The organism is Enterobacter sp. H2G27 (assembly GCF_054403075.1).
Genome location: NZ_JBSVSI010000001.1, coordinates 3,451,566 through 3,468,084, shown reverse-complemented (window position 1 = coordinate 3,468,084; position 16,519 = coordinate 3,451,566). Strand labels below are relative to the sequence as shown.

14 protein-coding genes and 1 tRNA gene are annotated in these 16,519 nt (G+C 53.6%); 5 read left to right on the top strand and 10 right to left on the bottom strand.

All coding sequences use genetic code 11. From position 1 onward, the window contains the following. Positions 1 to 7: 7 nt before the first annotated feature. Positions 8 to 1,525 carry a lysine--tRNA ligase gene (lysS, locus tag ACW9E7_RS16355; protein ID WP_458728098.1) on the top strand — a complete coding sequence of 506 codons (1,518 nt, stop codon included), beginning with the start codon at positions 8 to 10 and terminating at the stop codon, positions 1,523 to 1,525. Positions 1,526 to 1,563: 38 nt separating this feature from the next. Here the strand turns inward: lysS and idi are convergent, their stop codons facing one another. Then, complete coding sequence (gene idi / locus ACW9E7_RS16350) at positions 1,564 to 2,106, bottom strand: isopentenyl-diphosphate Delta-isomerase (RefSeq protein ID WP_133295107.1); 543 nt, start codon at positions 2,104 to 2,106, stop codon at positions 1,564 to 1,566. Positions 2,107 to 2,269: 163 nt separating this feature from the next. Here idi and actS point away from each other — a divergent pair, with 163 nt between their 5' ends. Both actS and ACW9E7_RS16340 read left to right on the top strand, forming a co-directional pair. Continuing rightward, positions 2,270 to 3,013 (top strand): amidase activator ActS, encoded by a 744-nt coding sequence (gene actS / locus ACW9E7_RS16345; protein ID WP_115876225.1) that lies wholly within the window; start codon positions 2,270 to 2,272, stop codon positions 3,011 to 3,013. Positions 3,014 to 3,093: 80 nt separating this feature from the next. Next, positions 3,094 to 3,167, top strand: a tRNA-Gly gene (locus tag ACW9E7_RS16340). A gap of 526 nt (positions 3,168 to 3,693) precedes the next feature. On the opposite strand, the gene ACW9E7_RS16335 is transcribed toward ACW9E7_RS16340, so the two are convergent. The 4 genes from ACW9E7_RS16335 to ACW9E7_RS16320 form a co-directional block, all read right to left on the bottom strand. After that, positions 3,694 to 3,957 (bottom strand): hypothetical protein, encoded by a 264-nt coding sequence (locus ACW9E7_RS16335; RefSeq protein WP_458728097.1) that lies wholly within the window; start codon positions 3,955 to 3,957, stop codon positions 3,694 to 3,696. Further along, entirely contained in the window at positions 3,947 to 5,080 is a 1,134-nt protein-coding gene (locus tag ACW9E7_RS16330; RefSeq protein ID WP_458728096.1) for a PAAR domain-containing protein, read from the bottom strand. The genes ACW9E7_RS16335 and ACW9E7_RS16330 overlap by 11 nt, the downstream gene beginning before the upstream one ends. Positions 5,081 to 5,090: 10 nt before the next feature. Beyond that, entirely contained in the window at positions 5,091 to 5,552 is a 462-nt protein-coding gene (locus ACW9E7_RS16325) for a hypothetical protein (protein ID WP_455507775.1), read from the bottom strand. Between the two features lie 324 nt (positions 5,553 to 5,876). Beyond that, entirely contained in the window at positions 5,877 to 6,437 is a 561-nt protein-coding gene (locus tag ACW9E7_RS16320; protein ID WP_032937054.1) for a tyrosine-type recombinase/integrase, read from the bottom strand. A gap of 298 nt (positions 6,438 to 6,735) precedes the next feature. On the opposite strand from ACW9E7_RS16320, the gene ACW9E7_RS16315 reads away from it, so the two are divergent. Together ACW9E7_RS16315 and ACW9E7_RS16310 are read left to right on the top strand one after the other, a co-directional pair. Then, positions 6,736 to 9,303 carry a hemagglutinin repeat-containing protein gene (locus ACW9E7_RS16315; RefSeq protein WP_458728095.1) on the top strand — a complete coding sequence of 856 codons (2,568 nt, stop codon included), beginning with the start codon at positions 6,736 to 6,738 and terminating at the stop codon, positions 9,301 to 9,303. Further along, the gene (locus ACW9E7_RS16310) at positions 9,303 to 9,755 is read left to right on the top strand and encodes a hypothetical protein (RefSeq protein ID WP_136195108.1); all 453 of its coding nucleotides are present in this window, start codon (positions 9,303 to 9,305) and stop codon (positions 9,753 to 9,755) included. Before ACW9E7_RS16315 ends, ACW9E7_RS16310 begins: the two co-directional genes overlap by 1 nt. A 210-nt stretch (positions 9,756 to 9,965) precedes the next feature. Here the strand turns inward: ACW9E7_RS16310 and ACW9E7_RS16305 are convergent, their stop codons facing one another. The 5 genes from ACW9E7_RS16305 to ACW9E7_RS16285 form a co-directional block, all read right to left on the bottom strand. After that, the gene (locus ACW9E7_RS16305; protein WP_248207285.1) at positions 9,966 to 11,036 is read right to left on the bottom strand and encodes an ABC transporter ATP-binding protein; all 1,071 of its coding nucleotides are present in this window, start codon (positions 11,034 to 11,036) and stop codon (positions 9,966 to 9,968) included. Further along, entirely contained in the window at positions 11,029 to 12,798 is a 1,770-nt protein-coding gene (locus ACW9E7_RS16300) for an ABC transporter permease (protein ID WP_023333293.1), read from the bottom strand. The genes ACW9E7_RS16305 and ACW9E7_RS16300 overlap by 8 nt, the downstream gene beginning before the upstream one ends. Before the next feature lie 80 nt (positions 12,799 to 12,878). Next, positions 12,879 to 13,967 (bottom strand): ABC transporter substrate-binding protein, encoded by a 1,089-nt coding sequence (locus tag ACW9E7_RS16295; RefSeq protein WP_045909906.1) that lies wholly within the window; start codon positions 13,965 to 13,967, stop codon positions 12,879 to 12,881. A 168-nt stretch (positions 13,968 to 14,135) separates the two neighbouring features. Further along, on the bottom strand, positions 14,136 to 14,831 hold the full coding sequence (locus ACW9E7_RS16290; RefSeq protein ID WP_032638033.1) for a response regulator: 696 nt from the start codon (positions 14,829 to 14,831) through the stop codon (positions 14,136 to 14,138). Beyond that, a complete protein-coding gene (locus ACW9E7_RS16285; RefSeq protein ID WP_133295097.1) occupies positions 14,815 to 16,455 on the bottom strand; it encodes an ATP-binding protein in 1,641 nt (546 codons plus the stop codon). The genes ACW9E7_RS16290 and ACW9E7_RS16285 overlap by 17 nt, the downstream gene beginning before the upstream one ends. Positions 16,456 to 16,519 lie beyond the last annotated feature (64 nt).

Below are 16,519 nucleotides of genomic sequence, written 5' to 3'. Positions count from 1 at the left end.
AACCAACATGTCTGAACAACAAGCACAGGGCGCTGACGCGGTAGTCGATCTTAACAACGAACTGAAAACCCGCCGCGAGAAGCTGGCAGCGCTGCGCGAGCAGGGCGTGCCGTTCCCGAACGATTTTCGTCGTGACCATACCTCAGACCAACTGCACGCTGCCTTCGACGCGAAAGAGAACGAAGAGCTGGAAGCGCTGAACGTTGAAGTGGCCGTTGCAGGCCGCATGATGACCCGTCGTATCATGGGTAAAGCCTCCTTCGTGACCCTGCAGGACGTTGGCGGCCGCATTCAGCTGTACGTTTCCCGTGACGATCTTCCGGAAGGCATCTACAACGAGCAGTTCAAGAAGTGGGATCTGGGCGATATCCTGGGCGCGAAAGGTAAACTGTTCAAAACCAAGACCGGTGAACTTTCTATCCACTGCACCGAGCTGCGTCTGTTGACCAAAGCCCTGCGCCCGCTGCCGGACAAATTCCACGGCCTGCAGGATCAGGAAGCGCGCTACCGTCAGCGCTACCTGGATCTCATCTCTAACGATGAATCCCGCAAGACCTTTAAAATTCGCTCCCAGATCATGGCCGGTATCCGCCAGTTCATGGTCAACCGCGACTTTATGGAAGTGGAAACCCCGATGATGCAGGTGATCCCTGGCGGCGCGTCTGCGCGTCCGTTCATCACCCATCACAACGCCCTGGACCTGGACATGTACCTGCGTATCGCGCCGGAACTGTACCTGAAGCGCCTGGTGGTCGGTGGTTTTGACCGCGTGTTCGAGATCAACCGTAACTTCCGTAACGAAGGTATCTCCGTTCGTCATAACCCAGAGTTCACCATGATGGAACTCTACATGGCGTATGCGGATTACAAAGATCTGATCGAGCTGACTGAATCTCTGTTCCGTACCCTTGCGCAGGATATTCTGGGCACCACGCAGGTCCCTTACGGTGAAGAAGTCTTCGACTTCGGCAAGCCGTTCGAAAAACTGACCATGCGCGAAGCGATCAAGAAGTACCGTCCGGAAACCAACATGGCGGATCTGGATAACTTCGATTCTGCGAAAGCGATCGCGGAAAGCATCGGTATCAAGGTTGAGAAGAGCTGGGGTCTGGGCCGTATCGTGACCGAGATCTTCGAAGAAGTGGCCGAAGCGCACCTGATTCAGCCGACCTTTATCACCGAATACCCGGCGGAAGTCTCTCCTCTGGCGCGTCGTAATGACCAGAACCCGGAAATCACTGACCGCTTCGAATTCTTCATCGGCGGCCGTGAAATCGGTAACGGCTTCAGCGAGCTGAACGATGCGGAAGACCAGGCTCAGCGCTTCCAGGACCAGGTTGACGCGAAAGCGGCAGGCGACGACGAAGCGATGTTCTTCGACGAAGACTACGTGACCGCGCTGGAACACGGTCTGCCACCAACGGCGGGTCTGGGCATTGGTATCGACCGTATGGTTATGCTGTTCACCAACAGCCACACCATCCGCGACGTGATCCTGTTCCCGGCGATGCGCCCGGTGAAGTAAGACGTTAAGATGTAAAAAAAGCCCCGAAAGGGGCTTTTTTATTGCGCCGCGAAGGCTTTAAGTTCTTCGCGGGCGGTAGTCGCTTCCATGACCATCCACGGGCTAAAGGCCCAGGGCGTCGCGTCCAGCGCGCGGAATAACGCCTCCAGCTCAACCCACTGATAGTCCATCACTTCATCTTCGTTTATCGTCACGTCATTGGTGATACGGGCGGCGAATACCGGGCAAATTTCATTTTCCACGATCCCGGACGGGTCGGTTTCCCGATAGCGAAATTCAGGGGCGACGGCGGTGATATCGGTCAGTTCAGCGCCCACTTCAAAGCGGCAGCGGCGGATTATCGCCTGGACTGTCTCTTCGCCCGACTGCGGGTGGCCGCAAACGGAGTTGGTCCAGACACCGGGCCAGGCTTTTTTGCTTAAGGCGCGTCGGGTGATCAGACATTCACCTTTTGCGTTAAAAAGCCAGGAAGAGAACGCCAGATGCAGCGGGGTATGTAACGTGTGAGCGGCATATTTTTCCTGAGTGCCAATCACCATTCCCTGGTCGTTTACCAAAATAACGTGTTCTTGAATACTCATTGATGCTCCAGTGCCAAAATGCCGAGTGGTTCAGCACCATCAGCCGAAGCATTATACTGCATTCTTATACGAACGGTTTGGCTCGTAGAGCGGAAAAGGGCATGACCCTTATTCGTTTTGGCTGTTATCATAGTGCGCCATTCACGCTGACCGAGGATCTGTTTTGTTTGCAGGAAGCCTGACGAGAAACCCCATTACCGCAATTTTTTGCCTGACGCTGACGCTATTACTGGCGGGCTGTTCAGGGAGCAAATCTTCGGATACGGGAAGCTATTCCGGTTCGGTCTACACCGTTAAGCGCGGGGACACCCTGTACCGGATTTCGCGCGCAACGGGGACCAGCGTGAAGGATCTGGCGCGGCTGAATAATCTTTCGCCGCCTTACACCATCGAGGTAGGGCAGCAGCTGAAGGTTAGCGGCGGATCGTCCTCGGGCAAAAAATCCTCTTCGAAAGGCAAAACCGCTAAAGTAACGCCGTCCTATCAGGTGCCACAATCGTCATGGCCGCCGGTTGGACAGCGCTGCTGGATTTGGCCTGCCAGCGGTAAAGTGGTCGCCCCTTACTCACTCTCGGAAGGTGGCAACAAGGGTATTGATATCGCCGCTGCGCGCGGTACGCCGGTTTATGCCTCCGGGGCCGGGAAGGTGGTTTACGTCGGTAACCAGCTGCGCGGCTACGGTAACCTGATCATGATTAAGCATGGGGAAGACTACATCACGGCCTATGCGCACAACGACACGATGCTGGTCAACAACGGGCAGAACGTCAAAGCAGGGCAGAAGATTGCCACCATGGGCAGCACCGGTACGGATTCAGTGAAGCTGCATTTCCAGATCCGCTATAAGGCGACGGCCATCGATCCGCAGCGCTATCTGCCTGCGCCCGGCAGTAAGCCGAAGTGCTAAGTGATTATTTAATCGCCGTTTAGTTGTGAAGAGGCTTGTATGAAGGTGTGTAAGGTCTATAATGCCTTACGCACCTCAAAGCGGGCGTAGTTCAATGGTAGAACGAGAGCTTCCCAAGCTCTATACGAGGGTTCGATTCCCTTCGCCCGCTCCAGATCTCTCCCCTTGTGGCAAAACTTCGATAAAACTCTTTTTGCTTTCAACAACTTACTTAACATAAGTTGTCGTGTTCGTTCTACCATTGAACGACGATTTACCAACACAAGGTACACTGTTAGTTGTCACGGATAGTTACTATGGAAGTAAGAGTATAACTATTCGGCGGCGGCAGTTGTAGCCCTCACACCGCGATAGCACAACGTGAAGGAAAAGCCTGATCCGGGCATTGTCTCTTACACCAGACTGATCACACGCATTCAAGCCCGATGTGTGGCCCTATGAGCCACGTAAACAGGTTTATGGTGATAACGTACCTACAAACGACATGTAGGCTCTATCAGCGTTTCAGCCACGCTCCCGCAAGGGTACACGGTTATCCTGATAAGGTGTGATCCCTCTGACAGTCTGATGTTGTCGCCTAACGGCTCCGCTTGTTGCTGTATCACCAACGGGGCTTTATGGCTTCTATTGTCTAAAATTAGGGAAAAGGGGAAAGTCTGGATCTCTCCAGCCTTTGGCGGTCATCTCACTTTTTTGAAGATAAGCAGGATCAGAGGGACGCAGACAGCGAAACCAATGATAGAGACTAAAGCCGAATCAGAGTGATTTTGCGATAGCTCCTTAACAAACCAGGTGCATTGAGAGGGGGTAAATTCTCCGCCTTGGCTCATTGTCTCTGAAAAGTTAAGAGCGAAGACCAGATCGAAATAAAGCACGATAACGTAATATGCTACGCAGATCAGCGCGATACTCACCCACCTGATCCAGAACTTCTTATTCATCATCGTAAGTGCTTCCCAATGAACCGCCTACTGTACCGCCTGAGTATGGGGATGTTGAGCCAGCAACGGCAGCGGAATCGGCAGCAGCTTGTTGAATTTTTGCACTCCCTCCCATTGGTTGAGGGCTTTTGTTCTCGGTGTTAGGGTACTGCTGTTTGAATGTATTAGTCATTTCGACAACGAGCATTGAGGAGATGTCTGCACTCTTTGATTCAAGATAACTTTGCAGTGATACCGGAATAGTGAAATCTTCTTCTATGTCGATTGGTAGCTGTGTTGTCGTGGATGTGTAACCGTGATCGAATAACTTTGAACCAGCAAACTTGATCCCCTCAACTGAGTGAGTGGTACAGTTGCTACCAGTCACATCATACTTATCAATCGTGCGGCCTCTTCGCTTTGTACCGTCTTGCATGTTTGGCGTTTGAATTGGTGCTACACCGCCATTCCAAAGGTTTTCGAAGAATTTACGGGTGATTTTAGGATCTGCATCATCAATGCGGAAAGCGCGAGCACCCATTTCATAAAGTTCGTATCGGTAATACTTACGCGCATCTTCGTCTTGGAAAAAGTCTAAAATCCCATCCCCAGTGAAGGTGCTTTTATCAGTGCGTCCATAGCGTCCATAGGTGTAGAGATAGATGTTGTTATTCTCATGCACCGAAACGAAAGCATGACCTGCACTTGTCGTTTCAGTCCTGAGGTAAACGCCGTTCAATAGCTGGTTATCTTCTGGTTTGCAGGTATTAGCAAAGGTGTTTTGCTTCTTCGCTGCCTGTGCATGTTGCACTGGCTCTTCAGGCGCTGTCGCCCAGGAAGGGGTATTCACCTCAACGGTGCCAGGCGCGATAAGAAAATTAGTACCCTGTGGACAACCGCAGAGGATTTCCGCACCATCCACGGCGATCGCGGCGCTATTTGAGCAGCGAGGATCACCGCTCACAATTACCCCCACTTTCCCGCATTTCGGGCAAGGAGTGGTCTTATCGCCGATATAGAGTTTCCACAAGCCCATAACAGACATACCGGGGCGGGCAGCAATACATTGTGCGCCTGTAGAGGTTTTATCTCCGTGTAGACCAACGTTCTTACCGTGAACCGTGCAGCCCCTGTTAACCGATGCCATAGTGACCGCCTTATTTCAGAAAGTTTTCTGGCAACGATTCCCCTGCTCGGACTACTCTTCTTCCGGCATTTTGTGGGCAGCTAATAATTACATCGCCGTTATCAAGCGAGCTACCAACCAGGGCGAGAGATTCGCCTGGTATGTTTCCCGCACCATTGGCGATCTCCGCGGTCGTTCCATCTGGGTAACGCACTTCATCGCCAACACGAGACACGTTTAGCATTGTGCCGTCATCAAGTTTGATCTGTTGTCCGTTATATTTACTGAAAACTTTCCCACCATTACGTGTCAAGCTGCCCTCTGTCGCAATCAGATAAGCTGCTGTAACTGGATGAGCGAGATTGTAGGCATTCTGTTTTTCGATGAGAGAACGGGCGTCATCGTTCATTCCGGCGAGTTGTTTGGCTGTAAATGGTGATTTGTCAAAAGCTGCCAGCATTTCTGCGGTAAGTTCATTGGTGTATTGCTGCATAAGTCCCTCTACTTGTTATGGAAAAAATCATCGAGGTCATTTTACAAACAATAACCACATGCGCAACAAGTATTAGACTTAAGCGAAATTATGTTTCGTTACAACCAGTAAAGGGAGTTAGTCCTCCTCGAATGTCCTGGTGTATTTGCACTGCTCGGACGGTCTGATCGTCACTGTCTCTGTTCTGGTGGCATTTTCATATATGCACACCCTCGCGTTGTCTGTCTCCTGTTCGTCACTGAGAATCAGGGTTATCTGTCCGGCATTCGCTAGGGCTGGTAATAATGCCAACGCCAGCACAAGCAAGTGTTTCATGTGTCCCCCTTATAAGTCCATCTCATTGATCACACGGCTAACGGCTTGCTTGTCTAAATCCAGATAGCGCCTGGTGTCAGTGATGTTGCTGTGATTAAGCACGGTCATAGCTAAAGCGATGTTGTTTGCTGAACGCTTATAGATGGCATTCCCGCCAGCTTTGCGGAAGCTGTGAGCCGATACAGTGCCATGAATGCCGATAGCTTTTGCGGCTTCTGCGATTTGCTTGCTCACTTCTTCGCGTCGTACTGGTGCTTGCTTGTTCATCGAGCGGTTACGCTGGCTTCTGAACACATGCACATCATGCGGATACTCAGCACGGCGACGAGCTATCATCTGCACCACTGGAGCCGGAAGGGTGAGGGCTTTACGCTTCCCTGTCTTCTGTTCTTCTATGTCTATCTCACCGTTGATCACTTCGTCAAAGCGTAACGCGACGGCATCCCCCACACGCAGTACGGCGGCTTGCATCATTAACGTAACGTCAGCTATTAGGCTCTTGTTATGAGCGTTTAGCCACTCCCTAATCGCTTTGGCTTGCTGTTCGTCTAACACGACTGCTCTGTTCAATTTACCCTCCTGCAAGGTCACATATCTAAACTTATTAAATAAACAATATGATCAATTTCAGTAAGTTGCAATATAAATGATCAAAAATCGAACTTCGTTATGTGTGGTAAATGGCGCGATTGTGTCCAGTGCTGAATGCGAAGATCAGGCACACCCAGATCGAAATCTGCATGATTTTTAAATATTTCCAACAAAATCATAATGTTGGCATTTATAAACATGTGTTTGAACATTGCCAAATCCTCAACTCTGCACGAAGAACGGCGGCAACAGCGGAACATCACACTACAAGGCTAAAGTGTCTTTAACGGCGGGGACGTCATCTCAGGACAGTCGTTACCACAGTACCGACACGCAGGGCACCACCATTAATGCCGGCGAGAATGTCTCTGTTCGTGCCGGAAATGACATTGCCGGTATGGGGGTACAGATCGCGGGTAAACACGTGGCGCTGGATGCGGGGCGGGATATTCTGCTGTCTGCCTCCCGGAACACAACCCACTCTGAGAGTAAAAACAGCGGCAGCCAGTTCAGCGTCGGTGTCGGTGTGAGCCTGATTGGTGCGCAAAACGGTATCTCGGTGGAGCTGGGAGCGTCACAGCATAAGGGTAAGGAAAACAGCCAGTCGCAGCGCAATACGAACAGCGTTGTCCATGCTGATGAACAGCTTACGGTGAACAGCGGACGCGACACCATCCTGAAAGGTGCGGAGCTGGAAGGTAACCGTGTAGTGGTCAACACCGGACGCGATCTCACCATCAGCAGCGTGCAGGATACGGCCAGTTATGACAGCAAGCAGTCTTCGTCAGGCGCGTCCCTTAGTCTGTGCATACCGCCACTGTGTTATGGTGCCTCTTCCGGTAGCGTCAGTGCATCGGGTGAGAATATCACCCAAAATGGTAAGAGCGTTGCTGAACAGAGCGGGATATTCGCAGGCAAGGGCGGCTTTGCCGTCACCACCGGAAATCATACCCAGCTTGACGGCGCGGTGATTGCATCCACGGCGTCTGCAGATAAAAATAGCCTCGACACGGGTACGCTGGGTTTCAGTAATCTCCACAACGAGAGCCAGACCAGCGGCAACGGCTACACGGTGGCGCTTTCCGGCAGCGCGGGCGGCAGCGGAAACGGTGAAAACCGCAACCTGGCACCAGCCATCGGTACGGGCCAGGCAGAAGAGAGCCACACAGGCACGACCTCATCAGCGGTGAGTGGCGGTAGCATTGTCATTCGCAACCCGGCGGGACAGAAACAGGATATTGCTGACCTGAGCCGTGATACGACTGATGCCCACCACGGCGTGGACGTGAGCGGTGATGTGCAAAAGGTCAGGGATAACCTGGCGGTCCAGAGCGAAGGCGCGGCGCTGGCCACCTCTGCGCTGGATGCTTACGGCAAGTATGCGGAGCAGAAAGCGCGGGAGTCCAATGCGGCGCTGGGCGCGAAGCTGGCGTCAGAAGGAAAACTACAGGGCGATACCCCGCAGGAGCAGGAAGCATTCCTGAAAACACTGCCTGGATATCAGAATACCGAATACGGTCCGGGGAGTGACTTCTGGACGAAGGGTAGCGCAGCGGCGGGATTACTGGCAGGTGCGCTTGGCGGTAACCTGAAGGCAGGTGCGGCAGCGGGGGCGGCCCCTCTGCTGGCGTCCCTGGTCAAGGAGCAGAAAGACCCGACAGCCCGTGCCGCGCTACACGGTATTGTAGCTGCAGCGCTGACGCAGCTGAGTGGCGGGAGCACTGCGGATGGCCTGAAGGCTGGTGCCATTGGAGCCATTACGGCCTCGGCGATGACCGACCATCTGGTCAGTGCGCTGTATGGAGATAAAAAATCCAGTGACCTGACGCCAGAGGAAAAACGGCTGGTCAGTAGCCTCGTGAGTATCGCGGGAGGTCTGGCGGGCGCTGCGGTGACGGATGGCAGTGTCTCCATGGCGGCGATGGCGTCGGAAACGGCGAAGGTGGAGGTTGAGAATAACTCGCTGGGTGTCGTTATACAGGGCGGTAAACTGGCTGCACAGGGATGTCTGAAAATTTCTGCTTGCCGTGATCGCCTGGTTGCCAGTGGTCTGGGTGCTTTACTGGGGATTGGTGCATCCACATCAGCAATGGATACATTGTCACAAGATGAGCAGTTACATCTGATCTATGTGGCCTCGCTCAATGATCCTTCCCAGCTCAGTCAGTTAAATGATGCTCAGAAAGCGGCCTATGAGTCCCTGACAGGTAAGACAATCACCAGTACTGGTGGTACGCAGGTCATTAACCCGGGACCATCAAATACTGGTGGAGACCAGACTGTAACCGGAAATACGCCCTCCAACACAGGGAATAATAGTGTAGCAACCGGAGGGATAAATCATACTGGTAATACCAACGGTGATGGAGCGTCAAACAATAGTGGCTGGACGACAACTACGCCTGTTCCGGATTCTCCTTCACTGGATGATCTTTTCTATCAGAACGAGAAGATCCCCGGCCTTGAAAATGTTCGCCCTGAAAATCCCGGTTATCCAGCCAATCAGAGTGTTATTGAAAAAATGAACGAACCTAAGTTTATTGCCTGGATAGGCAATACAGATTGTACGGATTGCTCAGATATCGCACCTAAGCTTCTCGATGCAGCTGGCGGGCACGGGAAAATTATTGAAGCAAGGCCGACGACTCCGTACAACTTAAATGTGTATGAAAATGGAAAAATTGTACATGAACAAGCTTTCCATCAGGTTTATACCGATGGTCAGTATGTTTACGATCCAAGAGTGTCCTTAAAACCGATTCCTAAAGGAGATTGGGAAAAACATATCAAATCTATAAATCAGGGAAGTGTTACGATCTCTGATAAATTACAGGGGTTAAAATAATGTTTCCGATAGGTAAGAAAGAAACAATCTTGTTGGACTTCATTGGTTCTCTTGGAAAACTGGAGTGGTTACATTATCAGAGCCGTATTGAAGATGAATGGATAAATGACCATTTTGAAAAAATTGATCGCTCTAAGTACCCTCCTTATACCAGTTTTCGTTTTGAAAAAGAGGTTCCAGAAGTTATCACCTTACTGGAAGATGCGATTCAATCATATAAAGGTAAAGTTGAGTGGTGTATGACCCATCATCCGAAAGAGTATGGTACTGGTGTTAATCATCGTATTTTGCCTACATTTGTTAAAAATCTCAGAGCGAGTGAAGGTATGGAAGATGTTAACGAGTATATTGAAAACCATTATCCTGATTTTGGCCCAATCGCCTATGAAGATCTTGTTGGACTGACGGAGCATGTTCAATTAGTTTTCAAAAATGCTGGATATGGCGCATAAATTTTCTTTATATGCTCTGTAATAACATTTTGATATGGAGTCTTAAACCGTTATACGTACGGACGGAAAAAAGTGTCAGGTGGCTATTTTAGTCCGAATGCCTTAACAATAATGGCTAGCGCCATCTATCCTTGCATCTGCGCATTTCTTTGTTTTGTAGACCCGGTAAGCGAATCGCTACCGGGCCATGGCAGATTAATTATTGACTCATCACCCTTTCGGAAACACCCAAACATGCTTCTCAGGCAACGAAAGATGGCAGTGCTGCGGATCCCGAACCTCATGCCCATACGCACGAATGACAAAATCATCTCCCACCGTGCGGAACAGGTACTCCCAGCGGTCGCCGAGATACATGCTGGTAAGCAGCGGCAGCTCAAGCTGATTTTCCCCTGGCCCCTCGACTACCGCCACGCGCTCGACGCGGATCACCGCCGTGGCTTCATCACCGCTCTGCACCCCTTCACCGGCCTGACCCCACAGCACCCAGCCTTTTCCTTCGATACGCGCTTTGCCGTCCCGCACTTCGGTGACCTTGCCGTGCAGGCGGTTGTTGCTGCCCATAAACTCGGCGGTAAACAGCGTTTTCGGCGAGCCGTACATCTCCTGCGGCGTGCCCTGTTGCTCAATTTTGCCGTTGTTGAGCAGCAGGATGCGGTCGGATATGGACATCGCTTCGTTCTGGTCGTGCGTCACCATCAGTGCCGATAGCCCGAGCTTGATAATCAGCTCGCGCAGGAACACGCGGGCCTCTTCGCGCAGCTTGGCGTCGAGGTTAGAGAGCGGTTCGTCCAGCAAAATCACCGGCGGGTTGTACACCAGCGCCCGGCCGATCGCCACGCGCTGCTGCTGTCCACCGGAGAGCTGGTGCGGGTGACGTTTGCCAAGATGGCCCAGACCCAGCTGGTCCAGCACGTCCTGCACGCGCTGCTGGATCTCTTTGGCCGGGACTTTGCGCAGCTTGAGCGGATAGGCCACGTTCTCAAACACGGTTTTGTGCGGCCACAGAGCATAGGACTGGAACACCAGCCCCAGGTTACGCTCTTCCGCCGGGACCTCGCTGCGCGGCGTGCCGTCGTAAACTTTATTGTTGCCAATCACAATCGACCCCTGGGTCGGTTTTTCCAGACCCGCGACGGCGCGGAGCAGGGTGGTTTTGCCGCTGCCGGAGGGGCCTAACAGGGAGACCACTTCGCCGCGCTTCAGGTTCATGGAGACACCTTTTAAAACAGGATTGTCGCCGTAGGTTAAGTGCAGATCGTCAACCGCTAATTCAATCATGTATTTTCACTCCGAAACGAAGGGCAATGCCCAGACCTACCACGACCAGCAGGATGTTAATGAAAGAGAGCGCCGCCACGATATCAATGGCACCCGCGGCCCAGAGGGAAACCAGCATCGATCCGATGGTTTCCGTGCCGGGTGAAAGCAGGTACACACCCGTTGAATATTCGCGCTCAAAGATCAGGAACATCAGCAGCCACGAACCGATAAGACCGTAGCGGGAGAGCGGGATGGTGACGTGGCGGGTGATCTGCCCGCGCGTCGCTCCGGTGCTGCGCGCCGCTTCTTCAAGCTCCGGCCCCACCTGCAGCAGCGTGGAAGAGATCAGCCTCAGCCCGTAAGCCATCCACACCACGGTATAGGCCAGCCAGACGCTGAAAATGGTGCTGCGCAGCGAACGCAGCCAGACGATGACGTTTTCGCGCATCCAGTCGGTCCAGGCGAACCCGGAAAGCCAGCCGGATTTCAGCGAGTTATCGAGCCACATCGGCAGGAACAGGAACACCCACAGGAACGCCAGACCCGCCAGCAGGCCAGGCACGGCGCGCGGCACCAGCACGCTGTAGTCCAGAAAACGCGTGGTGTTGTCCGGCTTGCGGTGCATGGCAATGCCGACAAACAGGTAGCACACCACGGCCAGCGCGCCGCCAATGACGCCAATCGCCATGGAGTTGACGATGGCGCGCAGCAGGTTGGGCTGCGCCCAGATGGTGCGGAAGGTGTTCAGAGAAAGCTCGTCCCACAGCGAAACGCCCACGCCCCAGTTTGAGATAAACGCGCGCAGCACCACGCCGAGCAGCGGAACGCCGATGGTGACGGTGAGCCAGAAGGCAATCACCGCGCCAGCCACCCAGCGCCATTTACCCAGCGGCAGCGCGCGGGCCTGCGAGGCCTTGCCCTTCATGGTGACGAAGCGGTTGGCGGTGCGCATCAGGCGACGCTGGAGCATCACCAGCGGGATGGTGATGCAGATCAGCACCACGGCAACCGCCGCCATCAGGTTATAGGATGGGGTGCCCATCTTGTTCGTCAGCTTATAGAGATAGGTCGCCAGCACCATATTGCCTTCCGGGTCGCCGAGTACCAGCATCAGGCCGAACACCTCCAGCCCCAGGAAGAACAGCAGCACGGTGGCGTACAGAATGGACGGGCGCACCATCGGCAGGCTGACGGAGGTCATCACCTGCCAGGGCGACGCGCCCGCTGTGCGCGCGGCTTCTTCCACATCGGAGCCCACGCTGCGCAGCGCTGACGAGATATACAGATAGGCGTGCGGGACGTGCGTCAGGCCGGCGATGACCACAATGCTCGACATGTCGTAGATGTTCCACGGCACAAAGCCAATCAGCGCCTGAGCCCACTGGGAGAGAAAGCCCACCGGACCGGCAGCCACCACGTAGCCAAAGCCCAGCACCATCGGTGAAACGAAAATCGGGACCAGGATCAGCGGCTCAATCAACCGGCGACCGGGCAGGTCGGTGCGTACCATCAGAAACGCCAGCACGCCGCCCAGCGGGATTGAGATAAAGACTAGCCCGAAAGCAAGAATAAAGCCGCTTTTCAGGGCCTTATAAAAATCAGGGTCGGTGAAAATAAATTCAAATGATTCAAAGCTCCACTCTTTTGACGGCGAAAAGAACGGGGCGGACAGGAAGCTCTGTATCACGATAAACGACAGCGGCGTGTAGATAACCAGGGCGGTTATCAGCACGACGATGCCTCGCGGCAGGCTTTGCCACTTTCTGCGTAATGTATTCATGGGGTATCCCTGGTGTTGCAGCCCAGAAAAACGAACTCAGTCGATAAGGGAGCGCGGCGGCCTGCGCCGCGCTCAGACGCTTATTTACCGGCGGCGGTACGCCACTCTTTGATGTACTCCAGGCGTTTTTTCGGCTGCAGGTATTCCAGCAGCGTTTCATCAACCGGAATTGGCTTCAGCGCGTTGCCGAGGATTTTGGTCAGGCCGTCGATATCATTCTTGCCTTCGATATCGTTACGAATGGAGGGGATGTCCGCCTGATTGGCCAGAATGTTTTGCCCTTGTTCAGACAGCACGTAGTCCAGCCACAGCTTCGCGGCGTTGCTGTTTTGCGATTGCTGGCTGATGAACGACACGCGCGACAGCACCAGGGTGTAATCTTTTGGATAGGCAATGCCGAGCGACGGATCGTTCTTCGCGCGCGCTTCCGCGTAGGAACCGAGGATGTTGAAGCCGATCAGGTTTTCACCGGAGGAGACGCGCTCCATCATGGTGCCGGTAGACGACTGCACCGACAGGCCTCCTTTGGCGACGTCGGCCAGGGTCTTGAAGTAGTTAGGATCGGCGTTGTGATCCTGCACCGAAAGCATAAAGCCCAGACCCGATTTTTCGATGTCGTAGGTGGTGACTTTGTTCTTGAATTTGTCCGTCTGGCTGGCAATCAGCTTCGCCAGTGCGGCGTGAGAGTCCGGCACGTCGCCGGCCGGGATCAGACGCTTGTTGTAGATAAAGACCACCGGCTCATAGGTAGTGCCGTATGCCTTATCCTTCCAGACCGCCCATTTCGGCAGCTGGCTTTGCTCCGGCGATTTATACTCCATGGCGTAGTCGGTGGCGAGCTTCAGGCCGGTGTCCATCGAGGAGCTCCAGACCACGTCGCCGCTCACGCCGCCGGAGGCCTGTTCGCTGATGAAACGGTTGTACAGCTCGGTGCTGTTCATGTCGTTGTATTCGACTTTAATGCCTGGATAGGTTTTTTCGAAGCCCTGGATCAGCGGTCCGGCAGCTTTGATGTCGGTGGTGGAGTAAATAACAACCTTGCCCTCTTTCGTGGCGGCATCAACCACTTTTTGATACTCAGCAGGATAACCCTGCGGCAGGGCAGACAGTGCAGAAGCAGAGAACAGTACGGTAGCGGTAAGCAGAGAAATTCGGAACGTGTTCGACATTATAGTTAACCTTTTAGTTACATTTGAGGAACTAATTGTCAACATAGCGTAAAGCGCGCCTCCGACAATAGGGAGGCGAGGGCAATGATTCCGAAGTGTGATTGTCGCCGTCGTTTCAGCAATTAACACCATAAAATCCGCGAACGTTAGCTTACGAACGGTTCTGGATTACGGTTTATCGGGGGCTTTGCGGTATAACCGGCGAGGATGACCAATATTGCCATACAGCATTTCGACGCTGATTAACCCGCTCTCCACGCAGTATTCAAGGTAGCGGCGCCCCGTGGTTTTGCTGATCCCTACGTTTTCCACCACCTCTTCAACCGACATCGCGCTGTCGGGATGCTCGGCGAACAGGCGTTTAATCCGCTCCAGCGTCTGGGGTTCAATGCCCTTTGTGGACGGCGTAACGGAGGCTTCCGCGGCAGGCAGATGAAACAGGCGATCCAGCGCATGCTGGTCGACCACCTTCACCTGCTGCACGGTGTGGATGAAGCGCATAAAACGCTCCAGCGAGGCGTGCAGGCGCTGGAAAAAGACGGGCTTGATGAGGTAGTCAAACGCGCCGCTGCGCATGGCGTGGCTGCAAGTCTGCATATCGCTGGCGGCAGTGATGAAGATCACCGAGCACTCATAGCTTTTCAGCAGCGGATTATCGATGAGCTCCACGCCTTTACCGTCCGGGAGATAGTTGTCCAGCAGGATAAGCCGCGGCTGATGCTGACGAATCAGGCGGCATGCCTGCTCAATCGACGCGGCGATGCCCACCACGCGCAAATGAAAATTTTGCTCGATATACTCGCGATGCAGCTCCGCCAGGTGCGGCTCATCTTCAACGATCACAACATCAAGTGCTCGGGTCATGCTTTTGCCCATTCGGAATAAACACAGAAAAAATAGTCCCTTGTGGCGTGTTGTCGGCAATCTCAATAGTGCCGCCAGCCTTGTCGATATATCCTGCCACCAGATACAGGCCAATACCGTGCTCGGTGCCCACAATGTCGTTTTCGCTGTCCGGCTTGCTGCTGAATCCCTGGCGGAAAATATGCGGCTTCATCGCATCCTCCACCCCGCAGCCCCTGTCGGCCACCTCGATCAGCAGCTCCTGGTTACGGTCTGAAATGTAAAGCTCTACCGGCGCGGGGACCGGTGCTTTAAGGGTTGCGTCCACCGCGTTGTCCAGCAGATTTCCAATAACCGACATCAGCTCCGTTTCGTTGAGCGTGGCGGGCATGCGGGTGAGCTGGCAGGCGGGATCAAACAGCAGCTCGATGCCTTTTTCGCGCGCGCTGACGTATTTTCCTAACAGCAGCCCACATAGCGCGGGAGAGGAAAAACGGGCGGAGACAAAGTCCAGCACCCGCTGCGCGCCTTCGGACTGCACCTGAATGTAACGAATCGCCTCGTCATAGTGTTTCATCTGCAGCAAGCCCACCAGCGTGGCGGTCCAGTTCAGCTGCTCGTGGCGCATAATGCGCAGGTTATCCGCATAGCGCTTGATCTGACTGAGCTGGCTGCTGAGGGTGTTGATGTCATTTTTGTCGCGAAAGCTGTAGACCCAGCCGCTTTCAACGCCGGGTTCGACCTCAATCGCCACGCGGTTGACGATCACCTCGCGCTGGTTCAGCACCGCAATCTGGTCGTGGCTGCCAGCGCTGACCGAGGCGTAGCGCTGGGATAAAAAGCCCGGCGACGTCTGCAGAACGTCTTCCAGCGGTTTACCGATAAGGTCTTTCTCACTTTGCCGAATATCCAGCATTTCTCGTGCGGCGCGGTTAATTAAGATCAGCTGCTTCTCTTCATTGACGGCAAATACCCCCTCATACATGGCTTCTAATAGCGCGCGCTGCTGCAAAACCAGCTGAGCGATATCTTTCGGCTCCAGTCGGAACATCTGTTTTTTGAGATTGCGGGTAAACAGCCAGGAGAACATAAACAGCAGCAGCAGAAGAGCCGCGCCGTACAGCCCGGACTGCCAGAGAATACGGGCGTTAATATTGGCAATATAGGAGGTCAGATAGCCGACCGAGACAATACCAATCACCTGATGCTGCGCGTTAAAGATCGGCGCTTTGCTGCGCAGTGAGACTCCAATACCGCCCTGACGCACGGAAATAATAGTTTTGCCCTTTAATACCTCCGCGTTATCCCCGCCGATCATCGGTAAATTTATGCGCTCCGGGGATTCCGAATGATAAAGGTGCTGCTCCTGCGTATCGCCAATCACAATATAGCTGGCATCGCTTTGGGCGCGCAGCGGCTGAATTAACCGGGCGATGCCGGGGATATCTCTGGCCGCAACCATTGCAGCCAGACCCGGCATCAGCGCGATCTGGCTGGCCTGAACCCGGGCGCGCTGGCCGAGATCGTGATGGAGCTGTCGGTCAATAAAATGGAACAGGATCGTTCCCAGCAGAACTAACAGCAGGCAGGAGAAGCACACCAGCGCTAAAAATAGCTTTACCTGAAAAGAGAGTCTGCGTTTCATTCAACCTGCGGATGTTATGTAAAAGTGACATTTCCCGAGCCTGACATGGGCAAATAGCGGACGC